At 68.0% G+C, this 16791-nt stretch carries 15 protein-coding genes; 4 read left to right on the forward strand and 11 right to left on the reverse strand.

Annotated elements, in window-relative coordinates:
* Nucleotides 1-30: 30 nt before the first annotated feature.
* The 11 genes from ASE83_RS08210 to lgt form a co-directional block, all read right to left on the reverse strand.
* Nucleotides 31-636: a DedA family protein gene (locus tag ASE83_RS08210; RefSeq protein ID WP_055788066.1), complete on the reverse strand. Its 606-nt coding sequence runs from the start codon at nt 634-636 to the stop codon at nt 31-33.
* Nucleotides 637-830: 194 nt separating this feature from the next.
* Nucleotides 831-1784, reverse strand: coding sequence for a glutathione synthase (gene gshB, locus ASE83_RS08215; protein WP_055788069.1), 954 nt, complete (start codon nt 1782-1784; stop codon nt 831-833).
* Nucleotides 1785-2095: 311 nt separating this feature from the next.
* The gene (locus ASE83_RS08220; protein WP_055788072.1) at nt 2096-3067 is read right to left on the reverse strand and encodes a cell wall hydrolase; all 972 of its coding nucleotides are present in this window, start codon (nt 3065-3067) and stop codon (nt 2096-2098) included.
* Nucleotides 3068-3283: 216 nt separating this feature from the next.
* Nucleotides 3284-6145: a M16 family metallopeptidase gene (locus ASE83_RS08225; protein WP_055788075.1), complete on the reverse strand. Its 2862-nt coding sequence runs from the start codon at nt 6143-6145 to the stop codon at nt 3284-3286.
* A gap of 142 nt (nt 6146-6287) precedes the next feature.
* Nucleotides 6288-6482 (reverse strand): hypothetical protein, encoded by a 195-nt coding sequence (locus ASE83_RS08230; protein WP_055788078.1) that lies wholly within the window; start codon nt 6480-6482, stop codon nt 6288-6290.
* Between the two features lie 23 nt (nt 6483-6505).
* Entirely contained in the window at nt 6506-7639 is a 1134-nt protein-coding gene (tgt, locus tag ASE83_RS08235; RefSeq protein WP_055788081.1) for a tRNA guanosine(34) transglycosylase Tgt, read from the reverse strand.
* A 354-nt stretch (nt 7640-7993) separates the two neighbouring features.
* Complete coding sequence (locus ASE83_RS08240; RefSeq protein WP_055788084.1) at nt 7994-9313, reverse strand: cystathionine gamma-synthase family protein; 1320 nt, start codon at nt 9311-9313, stop codon at nt 7994-7996.
* A gap of 175 nt (nt 9314-9488) precedes the next feature.
* Nucleotides 9489-10253, reverse strand: a complete 765-nt coding sequence (gene pgeF, locus ASE83_RS08245) for a peptidoglycan editing factor PgeF (protein ID WP_055788087.1) — start codon at nt 10251-10253, stop codon at nt 9489-9491.
* Entirely contained in the window at nt 10250-10759 is a 510-nt protein-coding gene (locus ASE83_RS08250) for a GNAT family N-acetyltransferase (protein WP_055788090.1), read from the reverse strand. Before ASE83_RS08250 ends, pgeF begins: the two co-directional genes overlap by 4 nt.
* Nucleotides 10756-11826 (reverse strand): class I SAM-dependent methyltransferase, encoded by a 1071-nt coding sequence (locus ASE83_RS08255; RefSeq protein ID WP_055788092.1) that lies wholly within the window; start codon nt 11824-11826, stop codon nt 10756-10758. Before ASE83_RS08255 ends, ASE83_RS08250 begins: the two co-directional genes overlap by 4 nt.
* Nucleotides 11823-12722, reverse strand: a complete 900-nt coding sequence (gene lgt / locus ASE83_RS08260) for a prolipoprotein diacylglyceryl transferase (RefSeq protein WP_055788095.1) — start codon at nt 12720-12722, stop codon at nt 11823-11825. Before lgt ends, ASE83_RS08255 begins: the two co-directional genes overlap by 4 nt.
* 321 nt (nt 12723-13043) lie before the next feature.
* On the opposite strand from lgt, the gene ASE83_RS08265 reads away from it, so the two are divergent.
* The 4 genes from ASE83_RS08265 to ASE83_RS08280 all read left to right on the forward strand — a co-directional run bounded on the left by ASE83_RS08265 (nt 13044) and on the right by ASE83_RS08280 (nt 16708).
* The gene (locus tag ASE83_RS08265; RefSeq protein WP_055788098.1) at nt 13044-13412 is read left to right on the forward strand and encodes a BlaI/MecI/CopY family transcriptional regulator; all 369 of its coding nucleotides are present in this window, start codon (nt 13044-13046) and stop codon (nt 13410-13412) included.
* A complete protein-coding gene (locus ASE83_RS08270; RefSeq protein WP_055788101.1) occupies nt 13409-15034 on the forward strand; it encodes a M56 family metallopeptidase in 1626 nt (541 codons plus the stop codon). Before ASE83_RS08265 ends, ASE83_RS08270 begins: the two co-directional genes overlap by 4 nt.
* Before the next feature lie 115 nt (nt 15035-15149).
* Nucleotides 15150-16007 carry an MBL fold metallo-hydrolase gene (locus ASE83_RS08275; protein WP_055788104.1) on the forward strand — a complete coding sequence of 286 codons (858 nt, stop codon included), beginning with the start codon at nt 15150-15152 and terminating at the stop codon, nt 16005-16007.
* Nucleotides 15992-16708, forward strand: coding sequence for a DUF4230 domain-containing protein (locus tag ASE83_RS08280; RefSeq protein WP_055788105.1), 717 nt, complete (start codon nt 15992-15994; stop codon nt 16706-16708). Before ASE83_RS08275 ends, ASE83_RS08280 begins: the two co-directional genes overlap by 16 nt.
* Nucleotides 16709-16791: the final 83 nt, after the last annotated feature.

The following is a 16791-nucleotide window of genomic DNA, read 5'->3' on the forward strand; positions in this document are numbered from 1 at the left end:
GGAAAATGGCGGTGGTCCGGTACGACCAGATCACCGCTCCGCGCGTGGTTTCCACGTGATGACGCGGTAGATGTACCCGATCACGATCGCCGCCGACATCGCGATCGCGACCGGCCCGACATAATGGTCGAGCCGTTCGAAATTCGACCCCAGCCACAGCCCGGCATAGGCCAGCACGGCGTTCCAGATGACGCTGCCGGTGAAGGTCGCCAGGAAAAAGCGCCAGCGCGGCATACAGGCCATGCCGGCGGGCAGCGAGATCATCGTGCGGAACGTTGGCATGAAGCGGAAGAGGAAGACCGTCTTGCCGCCATGTTTACGGAAGAAGCGGTGCAGCTTCTCCACATCCTCCCACTCGACGGTCAACCACCGGCCCCAGCGGTCGACGAACGGCTTCAACCCGTGATAGCCGAAGCGCCGCCCGATCGCGTACCAGAAGTAATTGCCGGCGGTCGTGCCCGCCGTGCCCCATAGCAGCAGCGGCACCATCGCCATGTCGCCGCGCGCCACTGCCATGCCGCCCAGCCCCATGATGACCTCCGACGGGATCGGCGGGATCACATTCTCCAGCGCCATCAGCAGGAAGATGCCGAGATAGCCACCGCGCGCGATCGCATCGAGGATGAAGGTCGTCATGGGGGTTGGGAACGTCCGGGCCGGGGTTTCGTGCCGTTGGAGGTGCCGCGTGCCTGCGTCGATCAACCGCCACGAACGTCACCCCAGCGCAGGCTGGGGTCTCTCGCGGCTTCTGCCCCGCGCGATTACCGGGAGACCCCGGCCTGCGCCGAGGTGACGTTCGTGGCGGGGCAGGTTTTCGCGAGGCCGGGCGTTTACTTCGCCGCCACCCGCGCCTCGATCGCGTCCCAGATCATGCCCGCCACATCGGTCCCGTCGAACTTCTCGATTGCGACGATGCCGGTGGGGGAGGTCACGTTGATCTCGGTCAGCCATTCGCCGCCGATGACATCGATCCCGACGAAGATCAGCCCGCGCCGCTTGAGTTCCGGCCCGAGCGCCGCGCAGATTTCGCGTTCCTTGTCCGTCAGTTCGGTCTTGGCCGCCGTCCCGCCGACCGCCAGGTTGGACCGGATCTCGCCCGCGCCGGGCAGGCGGTTGACCGCGCCCGCGACTTCGCCGTCGACCAGCACGATGCGCTTGTCGCCCTTGGCCACCGCCGGCAGGAACGCCTGCACCATATGCGGTTCGCGGTACGCGGTGTTGAACACCTCGATCAGCGAGGACAGGTTCTGCGCATCGGCATCGATCTTGAAGATCGCCTTGCCGCCATTGCCGTGCAGCGGCTTCACCACGATCGAGCCATGTTCGTTCAGGAACGCGCGGGCCTCCTCGACCGACCGGGTGATGAGCGTCGGCGGCATGAAGCGCTGATAGTCGAGGACGAACAGCTTTTCGGGCGCGTTGCGCACCGATGCCGGGTCGTTGACCACCAGCGTTCGGTCGCTGATCCGCTCCAGCAGGTGCGTGGCGGTGATATAGCCGAGGTCGAAGGGCGGGTCCTGCCGCATCAGCACGACATCGGTCTGCTCGCCCAGGTCGAGGCTTACGGGATCGCCGAACGCGAAATGGTCGCCGACGACGCGCTGCACCGTCACCGGCCGGGCCTGCGTCCACACCCGGTCCCCGGACTGGTTCAGCTCCTCGGGCGCATAATGGAACAGCCGGTGCCCGCGCGCCTGCGCCGACAGCATCAGCGCAAAGGTCGAATCGCCCGCGATGTTGATGCCGGCAAGGGGGTCCATCTGGACGGCGACGGTCAGCGACATGGGGGACACTCCGGTTGGTTGCCGTTCAGGTAGGGGGCTGGTCGCGGAAAGTCACGTGGGGTTACATCGTGATCGGATGCCGGCCTTGTCGTTTCGAACCAGACGTCATCCCAGCTTTCGCCGGGGCGTCGACGGGAGAGGGACGACACTTCCTAGACCCTCATGACCTGAAACCTATCCGTTCGTGCTGAGTAGGGGCTGAGCTTGTCGAAGACCCGTATCGAAGCACTGGTGGCAGTCCTTCGATACGCCCCTTCGACTTCGCTCAGTGGCTACTCAGGACGAACGGGCAGGCTTGGAGTCATCATGCTCTACCGCAGCGGTTTGCCCGAGTCCTTCCATTTGTCGAGCATCGGCGATTCCGGCGGCAGTGTGTTCCCGGATTCCGCGATCGGCGTCGGGTTGGGGGCGGGCGTCGGCGGCGACACGACGGACGGCGGCACCGGCGGTATCGTCTCGACCGGCACAACCAGCAACGTCGTCGTCGGCGGCAGCGGGCGGAGCGGGCCGGGCGACGGCTCCATGCCGATATAGCGGTCGGTAAAGGCGGCGGGGGTGCCCCACCACCCCTTCCACCGGTGGAAGAAATGCGCGCCGAACACGCCGGTCATCACCAGCGCGCGGTTCCACGACGGGGTGACCGCATAGGTATGGTAATGGGTGGCGAGACCGACCGGGGCGAACACATCCCCCGACAGCGCGCGGGCGGCGACCCGGCGCGACCGCAGCCAGACCGACGGCGCCGGCACCCGCGCCATTGCCCCGTCGCAGGCGAAGCTGAACTGGCAGACCGGCCGGTCCGACCCCTGGAACACCACGCCGCACACGCTGGCGGGAAAGGCCGGGTGGCGCACGCGGTTCAGCACGACCTGCGCGACGGCGCGCTGCCCGGCATCGGGTTCGTTGCCCGCCTCATAATAGATCGCCGTCGTCAGGCATTGCAGCGCGCGGGCGCGGTCGAGCTGGCTGCCGCGCAGTACGAAAGGTCGCGCGGGCTGGATCGAGGCATCGCCGACATCGGCGTCGACATTGGCCGGCAGCGCCGGGAGCGGCGCAGTGCCGGTTTCCCCCCGCCGGACCGGTGCGTCGAGCAGCAATTGCGCGGCACCCGGGAAATGGTCGTCGGCCTCATAGCCGGTGGCGATGGCCGGGGGGGGCGCGGGCGGATCGCGATGGTCGCGCGCGGCAAGCCCCGCTCGCACGGCGATCGCCCCGCCGGCCAGCAGCAGGGCAGCACCGCCGAACTTGCGTGCGCGCCGGTATCTGGGGGGAAGGGCCGCCATGGGGTGCCTGTAGCGGCAAATGGTATCGAAAGTCGCAAGATTCGGGACGCGCAGCACGCCTTGCCGTTACCCCGGCCAAGCGAGGAATCTTTGCAAAAAACCCTACCTTTGAACCCGTCCGTACCCCCGCCTGCGCGGGAATACGGTCGAGTAGACTTGCGCACGGTCCTCACCGTGCGCCGGACCCCCGATCAAATCCGGGGTGACGATACGCCCCTATTCCGCCCCCAAATCCGCCCGGCCCAGATCGACAGACGCCGCCGGGATCACCACCAGCTGCGGATAGGCGGCGCGGAGCGGTTCGAGGAACTGTTTCGCGTCGCCGACCACGACGATGCTCGCCACCTTCGGGTCCATGACCTGCGCTGCCGCCTGCTGCACCGCCGCCGGTCCGACCGCCTCGATCGAGGGGAGGAAGGTCGCGATGCGCGCCAGCGGCACCCCGTCCGACACATAGGTGACGATGGTGCCGGCAATGCCGCTCGTCCGTTCGATCGTTCGTCCGAAATTGCCGGTCAGTACCGCCTTGCGCGTCGCCAGTTCGGCCTCGGGCGCGGGTTCGGCCCCCATGCGGCGCATCTCGTCGGTGATGATCTTCACCACCTCCGGCGCGGACGGGTTCTTGGTCTGGGTCGATGCGCTCACCACCCCGCCGTCGCGGCGCGCGTCCAGCTCGGAGCGTGCGCCATAGGCGAGGCCGCGCTTGATGCGGATTTCCTGGTTCAGCCGCGACGAGAAACCGACGCCCAGCGTGGCGTTGGCGACGGCGGCGGGGAAATAGGTGCTGTCGCTCCGCCGGATGCCGGGGCGGGCGACGACGACGCCGGCCTGTCCGGCACCGGGCATGTCGACGACGATCACCCGCGTGCTCAACTGCGGCGAGGGTGGAAGGGCCGGGCCGCGGGGCGGGGCGAGCGGCAATGCGCTGGACCGCCAGTCGCCGAAGAGCCGCTGCGCCAGCGCCATCCCGTCGGCGGCGCCGAGGTCGCCGACCAGCACCAAGGTCGTCTTTTCCGGCTGCCACGCGCCATTATAAGCGGCCTTCACGTCGGCGCGGGTGATCGCCTTCAGCGTGGTCGGCGTGCCGCTGGCGGGATGGCCATAGCCCGAATATTCGCCGAACACCGCATTGTCGGCGATCAGGCCCGACAACTGCCCCGGATCGGTCAGCGCGACGCTGACCCCGTCGATGGTGCGCGTGCGCAGCCGGTCGATCTCGTCCTGTGCGAACACCGGGTTGCGCGCGACGTCGGCGAGGATGCCGAGCGCCGGCGCGGCTTGTGCCGATCCCACGGTCAGCGTGACGTTCTGCGAATCCCAGCCGGCGCCGCTGCCGATGCTGCCGCCCAGCGATTCGACCGCGCGGGCGATCTCGGTCGCCGACCGGGTCTTCGTCCCCTGCGTCAGCAGCCCGGCCGTCAGTTCGCCTACGCCGGCACGCCCGTTCGGGTCCCTCGCCGCGCCGCCGTCCGCGACCAGCGCGGCGGTGACGACCGGCACCCCGCGCTTCTCGACCAGTACGACGCGCATTCCGTTGGGCAGGCGGCGTTCGACCGGCACGGGGATCGCGACCTGTACCGGTGCGCCGGGGGCGGGCGGCAGGATGCGTTGCCCTTCGGCGGCAGGCGTGTGGATCGCGATGCCCGGCGGCACCGCCAGCGGCGCGGTGACGACGCTGTTGGCGATGGCGATGGTGTCGCTGGCGGCACCTGCCGGCTTGGCGGTGTCGGGCAGGTAGCGGATCGTGGCGGCGCGGTTGCTGGCCAGCCAGGTTTTTGCGACGCGCTGCACATCGGCGGCGGTGACGCGCCCGATCGCGGCCAGCGCCTTGTCGGCGGCCTGCGGGTCACGCTCGACGATCACGCCCTGCGCCAGTGCCGACGCTTTCCCTTCCGCGGTTTCACGCGACAGCAGTTCGGCGGTGGTGATCTCGTTCTTCGCCTCGGTCAGTTCGGCCGCAGTCGGCGGCGTCGCGATCAGGCTGGCGACCTCGCGCTTCAGCGCCGCTTCGCCGTCCGCCACCGACTTGCCGCCGGCAAGGATGGCGTAGAGCGACAGCGTGCCCGGACCCTGCTTGGCATCGAGCTGTACGCCGACATCCTGCGCGATCTGGTCACGGTATACGAGGCTCTGGTGCAGCCGCGAATTGTCGCCGCCCGACAGGATCGCGTCGAGGATTTTCAGCGCCGCCTGATCGGGATGGTTGGCCGGCGGCAGTGGATAGCTGATGAGGATCGCGGGCAGCGGCGTGTTCGCCTCATAGACCGTCTTCGTCACCGGTTGCTGGCGGACCGGTTCGTCGATGGTCACGCGCGGGATCGGGCGGCTGGGTTTGGCGATCGGCGCGAAATACTGGTCGACCCAGCGGTTCAGCTGCGCGGGATCGAAATTGCCCGCGACTACCAGCACCGCATTGTCGGGCCGATAATAGGTCGCGTGGAAGGCGCGGATGTCGTCGATTGTCGCCGCGTCCAGATCGGCGATCGATCCGATGCCGGGCCGGGCATAGGGGTGGCGGCTGTACGACACCATCGGCGCATACAGGCCGAACAGCTTGCCATAGGGCTGCGCCAGGATGCGGCTGCGCAGCTCCTCCTTCACGACCTCGCGTTCCGACGCGAAGGTCTTGGGATCGACGACCAGGGTCGCCATCCGGTCGGCCTCGGCGAACAACAGGCGCTGCAGGTGGTTGGCGGGCACCACCTCGAAATAATTGGTGTAATCGTCGGCGGTCGACGCGTTGTTGTATCCGCCGACATCCTCGGTTAGCCGGTCGAGCTGTTCGGGCACCAGGTTGCGCGTCGCCTTGAACATCAGATGCTCGAACATATGCGCAAACCCCGACCGACCGGCGGGATCGTCCTTCGACCCGACATCGTACCACACTTGCACCGACACGTTCGCGCTCGACGTGTCGCGAATGGCATAGACGCGCAGCCCGTTGACGAGGGTGCGTTCGGTATAGGCGATCGGGGGGACGGTCGCGCTGGCGGCGGGGGCCGCCGGGGCGGGGCGCTGCTGCGCATAAGCGGGGCTGAGCAGGGCGGTCGAGATCAGCAGCGCGAGGCCGAAACGCATGGGGGTTACTCTCCGGTCGGATGATGCGGCAGGGTGTGGGCCGCATCGCCCCGGAGTGTCAACGTATCGTCGGTTACGAAGAGACGGTTGACCTATAATGCTCCGTCATTCCCGCCTTCGCGGCAATGACGGAGCGGACCGGTCACCCCTTCTTGCGCCCCGAATTGGCGTAGAGCAGCGCGGCGGCCAGCGCGGCCGATCCGATGCCGATACCGATCGGCACCAGCGGCCATGGCTGCCCCTTCGACGGCTGCTTGGTCTCGGCGGCGGCATCGGCGACGCGCTTCACTTCCTTGGCGGCGGCGGTCACTTCGTTCAGGTCGGTCTTGTCGGTCATGATCCTCTCCCTCTTCTCGGGGTTCAATGCTTGGGGGCGGTGTAGCGTGCCCGGAAATCGTCGGCAAAAACCGCCAGCGTATCGTTCGCGATCGCGGCGCGCAGGTCGGCCATCAACGCCTGATAGAAATAAAGGTTATGCTCGGTCATCAGCATCGCCCCCAATATCTCGCCTGCGCGGACGAGGTGGTGGAGATAGGCGCGGCTGTGGCCATGGCATACCGGGCAGGCGCAGTCGGGATCGATCGGTCCCAGATCCTCGGCGAACTTGGCGTTGCGGATGTTGATCGGGCCTGAACGGGTGAACGCCTGTCCGGTACGGCCCGAACGGGTCGGCAGCACGCAGTCGAACATGTCGATGCCGCGTTCGACCGCGCCGACGATGTCGTCGGGCTTGCCGACGCCCATCAGATAGCGGGGCTTGTCCACCGGCAGCTGCTGCGGCGCATAGTCCAGCACGCCGAACATCGCCGCCTGCCCCTCGCCCACTGCGAGGCCGCCGACCGCATAGCCGTCGAAGCCGATGTCGATCAGCGCGTCGGCGGACGCCTTGCGCAGACCTTCGTCGAGCGCGCCCTGCTGGATACCGAAGAGGGCGGCGCGGGCGGCATGGTCCTCGCCCGAATCGAACCCGGCGCGGCTGCGGCGTGCCCAGCGCATCGAGCGTTCCATCGCCCGCGCCTGCACGTCCCGCGTCGAGGTCGTCGGGACCAGTTCGTCGAACGCCATCACGATGTCGCTGCCCAGCAGCCGCTGGATTTCCATCGAGCGTTCGGGGCTCATCAGGTGGCGGGTGCCGTCGAGGTGGCTCTTGAACTCCACCCCATCCTCCGACCGTTTGGTCAGTTCGGACAGGCTCATCACCTGATAGCCGCCGCTGTCGGTCAGGATCGGCCGGTCCCAGCCCATGAAGGCGTGCAGCCCGCCCAGCCGCGCGACGCGTTCGGCGCTGGGCCGCAGCATCAGGTGATAGGTGTTGCCGAGCAGGATGTCGGCCCCGCTGGCGCGTACGTCGCTGGGCTTCATCGCCTTGACGGTGGCAGCGGTGCCGACCGGCATGAAGGCGGGGGTGCGGATGTCGCCACGCTGCATGGCGATGGTGCCGGTGCGGGCGCGGCCGGACGTGGCGGTGACGGTAAAGGCGAAACGGGGTGCCATAAGGCGAGCGGTCATGCCGGAGCTTCCCCGCGCTGTCGACCATTGTTGCGCTATCGTGGCGGACAGAAGTGCATGACCGATCCGATGAACGCCGGCGACGATGCCTTGCCCGGTGCGCCGCGTAGTGGCGAGGATGTGTGCCCGCGTTGTGGCGGCATGGGATAAGGTGACCGCAGGGATCGGTGGGGGCTAACCGACCGATCCCTGCGAGATAGCGTTCAACCGTTCGTCCTGAGTAGCCGCTGAGCTTGTCGAGGCGGCGTATCGAAGGACTGCGGAAGGTGCTTCGATACGAGCCTTCGACAAGCTCAGTCTCTACTCAGCACGAACGGTTGGATTTACGTGCCCGACCAGTCAGATCGCCGCCAGCGCCTGTTCGAAATCGGCGATCAGGTCGTCGGCATCCTCGACCCCGATCGAGATGCGCACGAGGTTGTCGGTGATGCCCAGCGCGGCTTTCCGCGCGTCGGGCACCGACAAATGCGTCATCCCCGCCGGATGGCTGGCCAGCGTCTCGGTGCCGCCCAGGCTCACCGCCAGCTTGGCGATGACCAGCGCGTCGAGGAACGCGAACGCTTCCCGTTCGCCACCCTTCAGATAGAGCGAGAAGGTCGACCCGCCGCCGGTGCAGTGCCGGGCATAGATGTCGGCCTGCCGCTCCATGCCCGCGGCGTCCTTCAGAAAGCCTAGATAGCCGACACGCTCCACCTTGGGATGGTCGCGCAGGAAGGCGCAGACCTTTTCGGCATTCTCGCCCGCGCGGCTCATGCGCAGTTCGAGCGTCTCCAGCGAGCGCAGCAGCATCCACGCCGTGTTCGGGTCGCAGATCGTGCCGATCGTGTTGCGCATCGATCGGATGGTGTTGATATGCGCCTTCGACCCCAGCACGCCGCCCGCGACCAGATCGCTGTGCCCGCCGGCATATTTGGTCAGCGAATAGACGACCAGATCGGCACCGTGTTGCAACGGCTGCTGCCACAGCGGCCCCAGAAACGTGTTGTCGATCGCGATCGGCGGCTTGTCGTCACCGGTGCCGAATGCCGCGTCACGCGCGGCGGCGACCGCTTCGATATCGACCAGCGCGTTGGTCGGGTTGGCCGGGCTTTCGAGATAGATCAGCGGCACGCGGCCGCCGGCCTGTCGTAGCACGGCCTCGATCTCGTCCTGCGTGGCACCCGCCGGGAAGTCGAGATACTTGACCCCGAAGCGGCCCAGCACGCGGCCGATCAGCGTCTCGGTTGCAGCATAGAGCGGCCCGGAATGGATGATCGTGTCGCCCGGCTGCACCATCGACAGGAACAGCGTCGCGATCGCCGACATGCCGCTGGAAAAGACCAGCGCGTCCTCCGCCGCTTCCCACACGCCCAGCCGATCTTCGAGGATTTCCTGGTTCGGGCCGTTGAACCGCGAATAGACGAGGCCCTCGGCACCGCCCGGCCGCTTGCCGGTCACGCCTTCGAAATGGCGCTTGCCCGCGGCGGCGTTGGGAAAGACATAGGTCGATGTCGCGAAGATCGGCGGTTTGAGCGATCCTTCGGACAGCACCGGGTCATAGCCATGGCCCATCATCAGCGTGGCGGGCTTCAACCGGCGGCCGCCGACGGTGTCGATCGGGGGCTTGGGGCGGCGGCGCGGGGGGACGCCGGTCAGGTCTGCTTCGGTTTCGTCGGTCACGGGGCTCTCTCCTATTTTCGGGTGAGCGTAGCGATAGTTACGGCAGAAACCAAATCGGGTTGCAATGTCCGCCCGTCATTCCGGCGAAGGCCGGAATCCATGGATGGGGTGACGTTGCGGCAGGATCGCCAGCATCCGACACAACGGATCCCGGCCTGCGCCGGGATGACGATGATTATGAGGCGATCCCGATCACCGACAGCTGCCGCCCATAATCCGCTTCGCCCCGATGCGTTGCCCGGCGAAAGCTGAAGAACCGGTCCTCCTGGGCATAGGTGTCCTGCCCCAGCGCCTCGATCCGCCGCACGCCCGCCGCGGCCAGGCGATGGACGACATAGGCTTCGAGGTCGAACCGGGCATGGCCGGGGCGATTCTCGGCAAAGAAGCGCTCGTTCGCCGGATCGGTCGCGCAGAAGCGTTCGACGAAGCCCATGTCGACCTCGTAGCTTGCTCGCGCGATGCAGGGGCCGACAGCGGCGGCGATGCGATCGGCGCGGGCGCCGAGCTTTTCCATCTGGGCGATGGTCGCATCGGTGACGCCGGCCAGCGCGCCCTTCCACCCGGCATGGGCCGCGCCGACGACACCTGCCTCCCGGTCGGCGAGCAGCACCGGCGCGCAATCGGCGGTCAGGATGCCGAGCAGGATGTTCGGTCGTTCGGTGACCATCGCGTCGCCCTGCGGCCGTTCGCCGTCGGGAAAGGCGGTGAGGACACGGACGACCGAGGCCGAATGGACCTGATACAGCCCGCACAGCGCCGCGCCCGGCAGTACCGCCGCGACGGCCCGCGCGCGGTTCTCCGCGATGGCGGCGGGATCGTCGCCCGATCCGAGACCGGTGTTGAGGCCGGCAACGACCCTGGTCGACACCCCGCCGCGCCGCCCCAGAAAGCCGTGCGCCACGCCGTCCAGCGCCGCGCTGCGCAACACTTCGACCGTCATAGCGCCACCCGCATCACGTCATCCTCGTCCCGGTGGTTGCCGACCATGAAGTCGTAGCGGCCGACGCGTACGAAGCCATAGCGTTCGTAGAAGCGCCGCGCGCGGGCGTTGTCGATGAACACCGACAGATAGAGTTCGTCCGCGCCGGTCGCCCGTGCCTTGGCCAGCATATGTTCCATCATCTTCGCGGCGAGGCCGCTGCCCTGCCATGGCCTGCGGACATAGAATTGGCGCAGTTCGATTGGTGTGCCGGTCGGTTCGAACGGTAGCGAGGGCGGACCGAGCTTGGCATAGCCCGCAGCTTCGTCCCCGGCCATGGCCAGCACGACATGATAGCGTGGGTCGGTGAGTTCCGCCGTCCATTTGGCCGGATCGTGGTTGGTCAGGAAGGCGGCGAGGTCGTCGGGGGCGTAGAGATGGCCGAACGTCTCGACAAAGGTCTGCGCACCGATCCCTGCCAGCAGCGCGGCATCGGCGGGCGTCGCGTCGCGCAAGGTGGGCGTCATGCGGCGAACCCCGCCGGCACCGGCCAGCCCGGCGACGTAATCGCGATCGCCTTGAACAGCGTTCCCATCTGCTCCTCCTCCACCAGCCGGTCGCGATCGGCGCGCAGCGCCTCGGCACGCTCCGGGCTGCGAAGGCTAAGCGCCTGCGTCCGCGCATCGATGCCCAGCGCTTTCAGCAACGCGCCCTGATCGACCGGGCCATAGGCGACGGCATCCTCGGCGCGCGCCGCCTCGACCAGCGTGCCGAAATCGACATGGGCGGTCAGGTCCTGTTCGCCCGGATCGTCATACGGGTTGACGAAGCCATGGCCGCGCACCGCCTGCAACGTGTCGCCCAGCGCCGGGCCGGCATAGCCATAGTCGACGATGATCGCGCAGCCGCCCTGCGCGACGATCCGTTTCGCCAGTTGCCGCAGGACGGCGACGGCGGCGGGCGCGGTTTCCAGCACCGATCCGACGGGCGCATCGCGGAATGCTGGCGGGATGATCGGATCGAACCCCCGCTGCCCCATTACCGGCAGGAACAAAGTGTCCTGACACGCGACCAGCCGCTCGCGCCAACCATCCGCCGTCTTCACCAGTTGCCGGATCGGCAGCGCGTCGAAGAATTCGTTGGCGACGACCAGCAGCGCGCCGTCCTCGGGCAGGCCGACCAGATCGACCGCCCATTCGGCGTCCGGCACGCGCTTCGCCTGTTCCTCGCGCAGCGTCGGGCTGGTTTCGATCAGATGGGCCGGCGGCGTGCAGCCCGCCGACGCCATCGACCGCAGCGCATCTGCGGCGAGCGTGCCGCGACCGGGGCCGAACTCGACATAGCGCGCCGCCGGACGCCCCGCCCGGTCCCAGCTGTCGGCGAGGCCCAGGCCGATCAGCTCGCCGAACATCTGGCTGATTTCGGGCGCGGTGGTGAAGTCGCCGTTCGCGCCCAGCGGATCGCGCGTCGCGTAATAATGGGCATTGGCCGCGCCCATGAACTGCGCGAGGCTGATCGGCCCGGCCAGCGTGATCGCGCGGGCCAGCCGTTCGGGCAGGGCGGGGTCGGCGGCGGTGACGACAGGCTCGCTCAAGCCACGCTCTCCGACCCCGCGATCGGTTCGACGCGGACCCGGCGCCGCTTCGACGTCATCATCAGGTAAATGCCGATCGCGATCATCGGCAGCGTCAGCCACTGGCCCATGTGCAAGCCCGTCGCCTGTGCGAATTCCACCAACTGCGCGTCCGGCTCGCGCCAGAATTCGATGATGAAGCGCGCGACGCCAAACCCGGCCATGCCGGTGCCGAGCAGGAAGCCGGGCTTGTAGCGCGCATCGGTGCGCCAGAAGAGAAAGGCGAGGACCAGGAACAGGATCAGCCCTTCGCCCAGCGCCTCGTAGAGCTGGCTGGGATGGCGCGCGGGGTCGAGGCCGCCGGCCACGGTGCGCGGGAAGACGATCGCCCATGGCGCGTCGCTGGGCTTGCCCCACAGCTCGCCGTTCACGAAATTGGCGATTCGGCCGAGGAACTGGCCGATCGGCGCGACGCAGGTGACGTAATCCGCGACCCTGAGCGCACGCAGGCCATGCTTGCGCGCCAGCCACCAGATGCCGAGGATCAGCCCGACCATGCCGCCATGGAACGACATGCCGCCGTCCCACAGCCGCAGGATCTTGATCGGGTCGACGAACATCTCAGGCGCGTAGAAGATCGCATAGCCCAGCCGTCCGCCCAGAATGATGCCGAGCGTCGCGTAGAACACGAAGTCGTCGGCATGGCGCCGCGCCATCGGCGCACCCGGCTGGTCGAGCAGCTTGAGCAGATACCACCAGCCCGCCAGGATGCCGGTGATATAGGCCAGCGAATACCATTTCAGCTGGAAGAAGCCGAGGTTCAGCGCGACCGGATCGAGTCCCAGATCGACATAGCGGATATGGCCGGCGGCCATGCCGACATCGCCGGTGGCGGCGGCGAGGGTGGATAGGATCAAGGGGGTACGCTCCGGCTGTGGTGCCGCGCGTAATATCGGGGTTGGCGGGTCAGGGGAACCACCGATGCTGCAGGGGGACCCGGGGTGGGCGGACCGGCGCCAGGGGGGGATGCTGCCGGTCCGCCCGAATTGAAGCGCGAACGCGTCGGGTGCCATTATCCTTGCAGACCATGTGCCAGTTTCGCGCAGCGGCGGTTTTGCGACGATTTCTTGGTTAACCGCTTCCCGGTCTGGGAACCGGCTGTAAACGATCCCGACAGGCGCGGTGGCGCACGAAGATTACGCTTGTAAACGAAATGACCACGGGTGTAGTCATGACCCATGGCCGAACGAATCAGCGATGCCGAGCACGCCGTGATGGAAGTGCTCTGGGACAGGAACCCGCTCACCGCGCAGGAGGTGGTCGAACGCGTCGCCCCGGCACGGGGATGGACCGCGAACACCGTCAAGACGCTGCTCGGGCGGCTGCTGGCGAAGGACGTCGTCGGTGCGGAGGAAGACGGGCGGCGCTATCGCTATCGTCCGCTGGTCGCGCGCGAGGAATATGTCGCGGGCGAATCGCAGCGGTTCATCGACAAGCTGTTCGGTGGCAGCCTGACGCCGCTGGTCGCGCACCTGGCCGAACGCGACCAGTTGAGCGCGCGTGAAATCGACGAGATCGAGGCTCTGTTGAAGGCGCTGAAACAATGATCGGATGGGCGGTGGAAACGATCGCGGCGACGACGCTGCTGATGCTGCTGGTGCTGGGCCTGCGCGGCCCCGTCGCGCGGCGCTTCGGTCCGCAGGTGGCCTATGCGCTGTGGGCGCTGCCCGCACTGCGCATGGTCCTGCCGCCCATTCCCGATTACTGGCGCCCGGTGGAGTTCAACCCGATCGGTGCGGCCACCGAACCCGGCGTCATCATGCTGGGCGTGCCTGTCGCCGAGGTGCCCGCGCTGCCGCAGGGCTGGGGCATGGCCGATGTCCCGCTGATCGTCGTCGCGCTGTGGCTGCTGGGCGCGGTCGCCTTCGTCGCATGGCATATCGTGCAGCACAGCCGCTTCTGCGCACGGATATTGGCGTCGGGCCGGGCCAAGGGGCTGGCGGGCGGCCATGTGCAGATGATCGAGAGCCGCCATGCCGCCGGGCCGCTCGCCTTCGGGGTGCTGCGCCGCTACGTCGCGATGCCGGTCGATTTCCGCGAACGCTACGACGATCGCGAGCAGGCGTTGGCGCTGGCGCACGAATTGGGCCACCATGCCCGCGGCGACTTGGCTGCGAACTGGGTCGCGCTGGTGGTGCTTGGCTGCCACTGGTTCAATCCGGTCGCGTGGCGCGCCTTCCGTGCCTTTCGCGCCGATCAGGAAATGGCGTGCGACGCGATGGTGCTGGCCCGCGCCACGCCGCAAGTCCGCCACGCCTATGCCACCGCCATCGTCAAGTCGGCGCATGGCCAGGCGCTGTCCGCCGCCTGCCACCTGCACGGCGTCCATGAACTGAAAGGGAGACTCATCATGTTGTCGAAGCACCGGGTGATGTCGCCCGCCACCCGCCGCATCGCCGGTGGTGCTACCCTGACCCTCGCCGTCATCGGCCTCGGCCTGACCGCATCGGGGACGAAGGCGGCGGAGACGATCCGGTCGAAGGTCGAAACCGCGACCGGCGTCGATATCGCGCGCGTCGATGCACAGGCGGCGGAGGCTCTTGCCCCGGTTGCCGCGATCGTACCGGCACAGGCCGCCACCATGCCCGTCATCGCGCCGGCCGCTGCCCAGCCGGCCCTACCCGGCAAACCCGCCAAGCCGGCATCGCCCGCCGATCCTGCCGATCCCGCCCTGCCCGCCGCGATCAAGCTGGTCCGGACGCCGGCGCCGGCCGATGGCGAAGTGCGCAAGATCGTCGTCCAGCGCTTCGATGCCAAAGGCAAGCTGTTGGGCCAGACGGTCAACGATATTCCGGAAATGCGCGTCGTGAACGCCAATTGCGGCCCCGGCACGCAGACCAGCCTGACCCGCAACGAAGGCGGCAAGCAGATCACCGTCGTCTGTTCCGATCGCATCCGGATCATCACCCGTGACGCGGAGTTCCGGGCGCAGCAGGGCGCGAAGCTGGCAGCGCTCGGCGCGGCACGGGCGGCGCAGGGGCAGGCGCAGGCGATGCAGGGCGAAGCCTATGCCCGGCAGGGGATGCAGGCGGCGCTGGCCGGGTTGCGTGCGGCGCGTGCCTCGATCGCGGCGAACGGCGACATGCCGGCCGAGGCACGCCAGAGCGCATTGGAAGGCATCGATGACAGCATCCGCGAAGTGCAGGAAGAAATGGCTTCGAAGGACTGATCCCCAGGAGTTCGCGGACGTTCTGCCCCGTTCGTTCGCGACAGGGCCGGTCGGCAACACGCCGGCCGGCCCATCGTCTTGCATCGCGTGCGCACAGCCGCCATCTCGCACGGCAATGGCTGAATTCCCCCCTGGCATGGCCCAGCCGCTCGAACCGCTGGTGACGCGGGTGCTGGCGCGCAACGCATCGCCCTATACCCATACCGGTACGCAGAGCTTCGTCGTCGGCGGCAGCGGCGCGGTGGCGATCATCGATCCGGGGCCGGTCGACGACGTGCATCTGGACGCGCTGCTCACCGCGGTCGGCGGGCGCGATGTCGCGGCGATCCTGTGCACCCATACGCACCGCGACCATAGTCCGGGCGCAAGGCCGCTGGCGGAGCGGACCGGCGCGGCGATTATCGGCTGTGCACCGCTGACGATGGACGATGCCGGCCCGCGCGCCGATGCGGCGTTCGATGTCGACTATCGCCCCGACCGCGTGTTGGCCGATGGCGAGGCGGTGGCAGGCGACGGCTGGACACTAATCGCGGTCGCGACGCCGGGGCACACGTCGAACCATCTCGCCTTTGCGCTCCCCGAAAGCGGCGCATTGTTCAGCGGCGATCACGTCATGGGCTGGTCGACGACGATCGTCTCGCCGCCCGATGGCGACATGGGCGATTATATGGCCAGCCTCGACAAGCTGCTGGGGCGCGAGGATCGGGTCTATTACCCGGCGCATGGCGATCAGGTCGACAATCCCCGGCGGCTGGTGCGCGGGATGCTTGGCCACCGCAAGCAGCGCGAGGGGCAGATTGCCCGCGCCATCGAACGCGGCACCCACGACATCCCGGCGATGGTCGCGGGCATGTATGTCGGGCTGCACCCCAAATTGCTCGGCGCGGCGGAGCGGTCGGTGCTGGCCCACCTGATCGACATGGAACGGCGCGGAATCGTGCGGCAGGAGGGCGCGACATGGCATCGCAATTGAGGCCGCAGGCGATCCGGCTGGGCGTGGCGGTCGTGGTGCTGCTGGCGCTGGCGATCGGCGGCTGGGTCCTGTGGCAGCGTTATGAAGAAAAATACGCCGTCACCACCGAACCCGACAGCGGGCAGGCGGTAACCCGGATCATCACCGCGCGGCTGTCGGGTGCCAGCGTGCTGAAGGTCGCGTCGCTCTCCGGTACATTGCAGGCGACGGCCAGCGACGTGCGCGGTTTCGGCTGGCTGCGCAGCGATCAGGTGGTCAAGATGCCCTATTCGGTCGATTATTTCGTCGATCTGGGCGGGATCGGCGACGGGCAACTGAGCTGGTCGGCGGATACCCGTACGCTGGTGGTCGACGCCCCCGACGTGACCGTCGCCCGGCCGAACATCGACGAAGCGGGGCGGACGCTGATGCAGACCAACGGCCTCTATGTCTCGCGGGAGGCAGCAGCTGCGTTGGCGCAGCGGGTGTCGACGGTGGCGCAAAGCCGTGCCGAGCGTGAGGCGCGCAGCCCGCAGCGGCTGGCGCAGGCGCGCGAACTGGCGCGGGCGAGCCTTGCGCGGGTGCTGGCCGCTCCGCTGGCGGCGGCGGGCGAGGGCGATGTGCGGGTGGTAGTCACCTTCCCGGCCGAACGGGGCCGGCGGGACGGCGAGCGCTGGGACGTATCGACCCCTCCTGCCGAGGTGCTCGGCAATCGGCGATGACAAGCCAGAGGCGTCGCTGTAGGGGGCTGTTCAGGACAAGTTGCACCGTTCGTCCTGAGTAGCCGCTGAGCTTGTCGAAGCGG

This window comes from Sphingomonas sp. Leaf32, from assembly GCF_001421765.1.
In the GTDB taxonomy this organism is placed as follows: domain Bacteria; phylum Pseudomonadota; class Alphaproteobacteria; order Sphingomonadales; family Sphingomonadaceae; genus Sphingomonas.

Bases quoted from the DNA above. Each gene is read 5' to 3' on its own strand.
- ASE83_RS08230 (WP_055788078.1), bottom strand. From the start codon at position 6,482: ATGACCGACAAGACCGACCTGAACGAAGTGACCGCCGCCGCCAAGGAA.
- ASE83_RS08225 (WP_055788075.1), bottom strand. From the start codon at position 6,145: ATGCGTTTCGGCCTCGCGCTGCTGATCTCGACCGCCCTGCTCAGCCCC.
- ASE83_RS08265 (WP_055788098.1), top strand. From the start codon at position 13,044: ATGGCCGAACGAATCAGCGATGCCGAGCACGCCGTGATGGAAGTGCTC.
- ASE83_RS08210 (WP_055788066.1), bottom strand. From the start codon at position 636: ATGACGACCTTCATCCTCGATGCGATCGCGCGCGGTGGCTATCTCGGC.
- ASE83_RS08250 (WP_055788090.1), bottom strand. From the start codon at position 10,759: ATGACGCCCACCTTGCGCGACGCGACGCCCGCCGATGCCGCGCTGCTG.
- tgt (WP_055788081.1), bottom strand. From the start codon at position 7,639: ATGGCACCCCGTTTCGCCTTTACCGTCACCGCCACGTCCGGCCGCGCC.
- gshB (WP_055788069.1), bottom strand. From the start codon at position 1,784: ATGTCGCTGACCGTCGCCGTCCAGATGGACCCCCTTGCCGGCATCAAC.
- ASE83_RS08280 (WP_055788105.1), top strand. From the start codon at position 15,992: ATGGCATCGCAATTGAGGCCGCAGGCGATCCGGCTGGGCGTGGCGGTC.
- ASE83_RS08270 (WP_055788101.1), top strand. From the start codon at position 13,409: ATGATCGGATGGGCGGTGGAAACGATCGCGGCGACGACGCTGCTGATG.
- ASE83_RS08220 (WP_055788072.1), bottom strand. From the start codon at position 3,067: ATGGCGGCCCTTCCCCCCAGATACCGGCGCGCACGCAAGTTCGGCGGT.
- pgeF (WP_055788087.1), bottom strand. From the start codon at position 10,253: ATGACGGTCGAAGTGTTGCGCAGCGCGGCGCTGGACGGCGTGGCGCAC.
- ASE83_RS08275 (WP_055788104.1), top strand. From the start codon at position 15,150: ATGGCTGAATTCCCCCCTGGCATGGCCCAGCCGCTCGAACCGCTGGTG.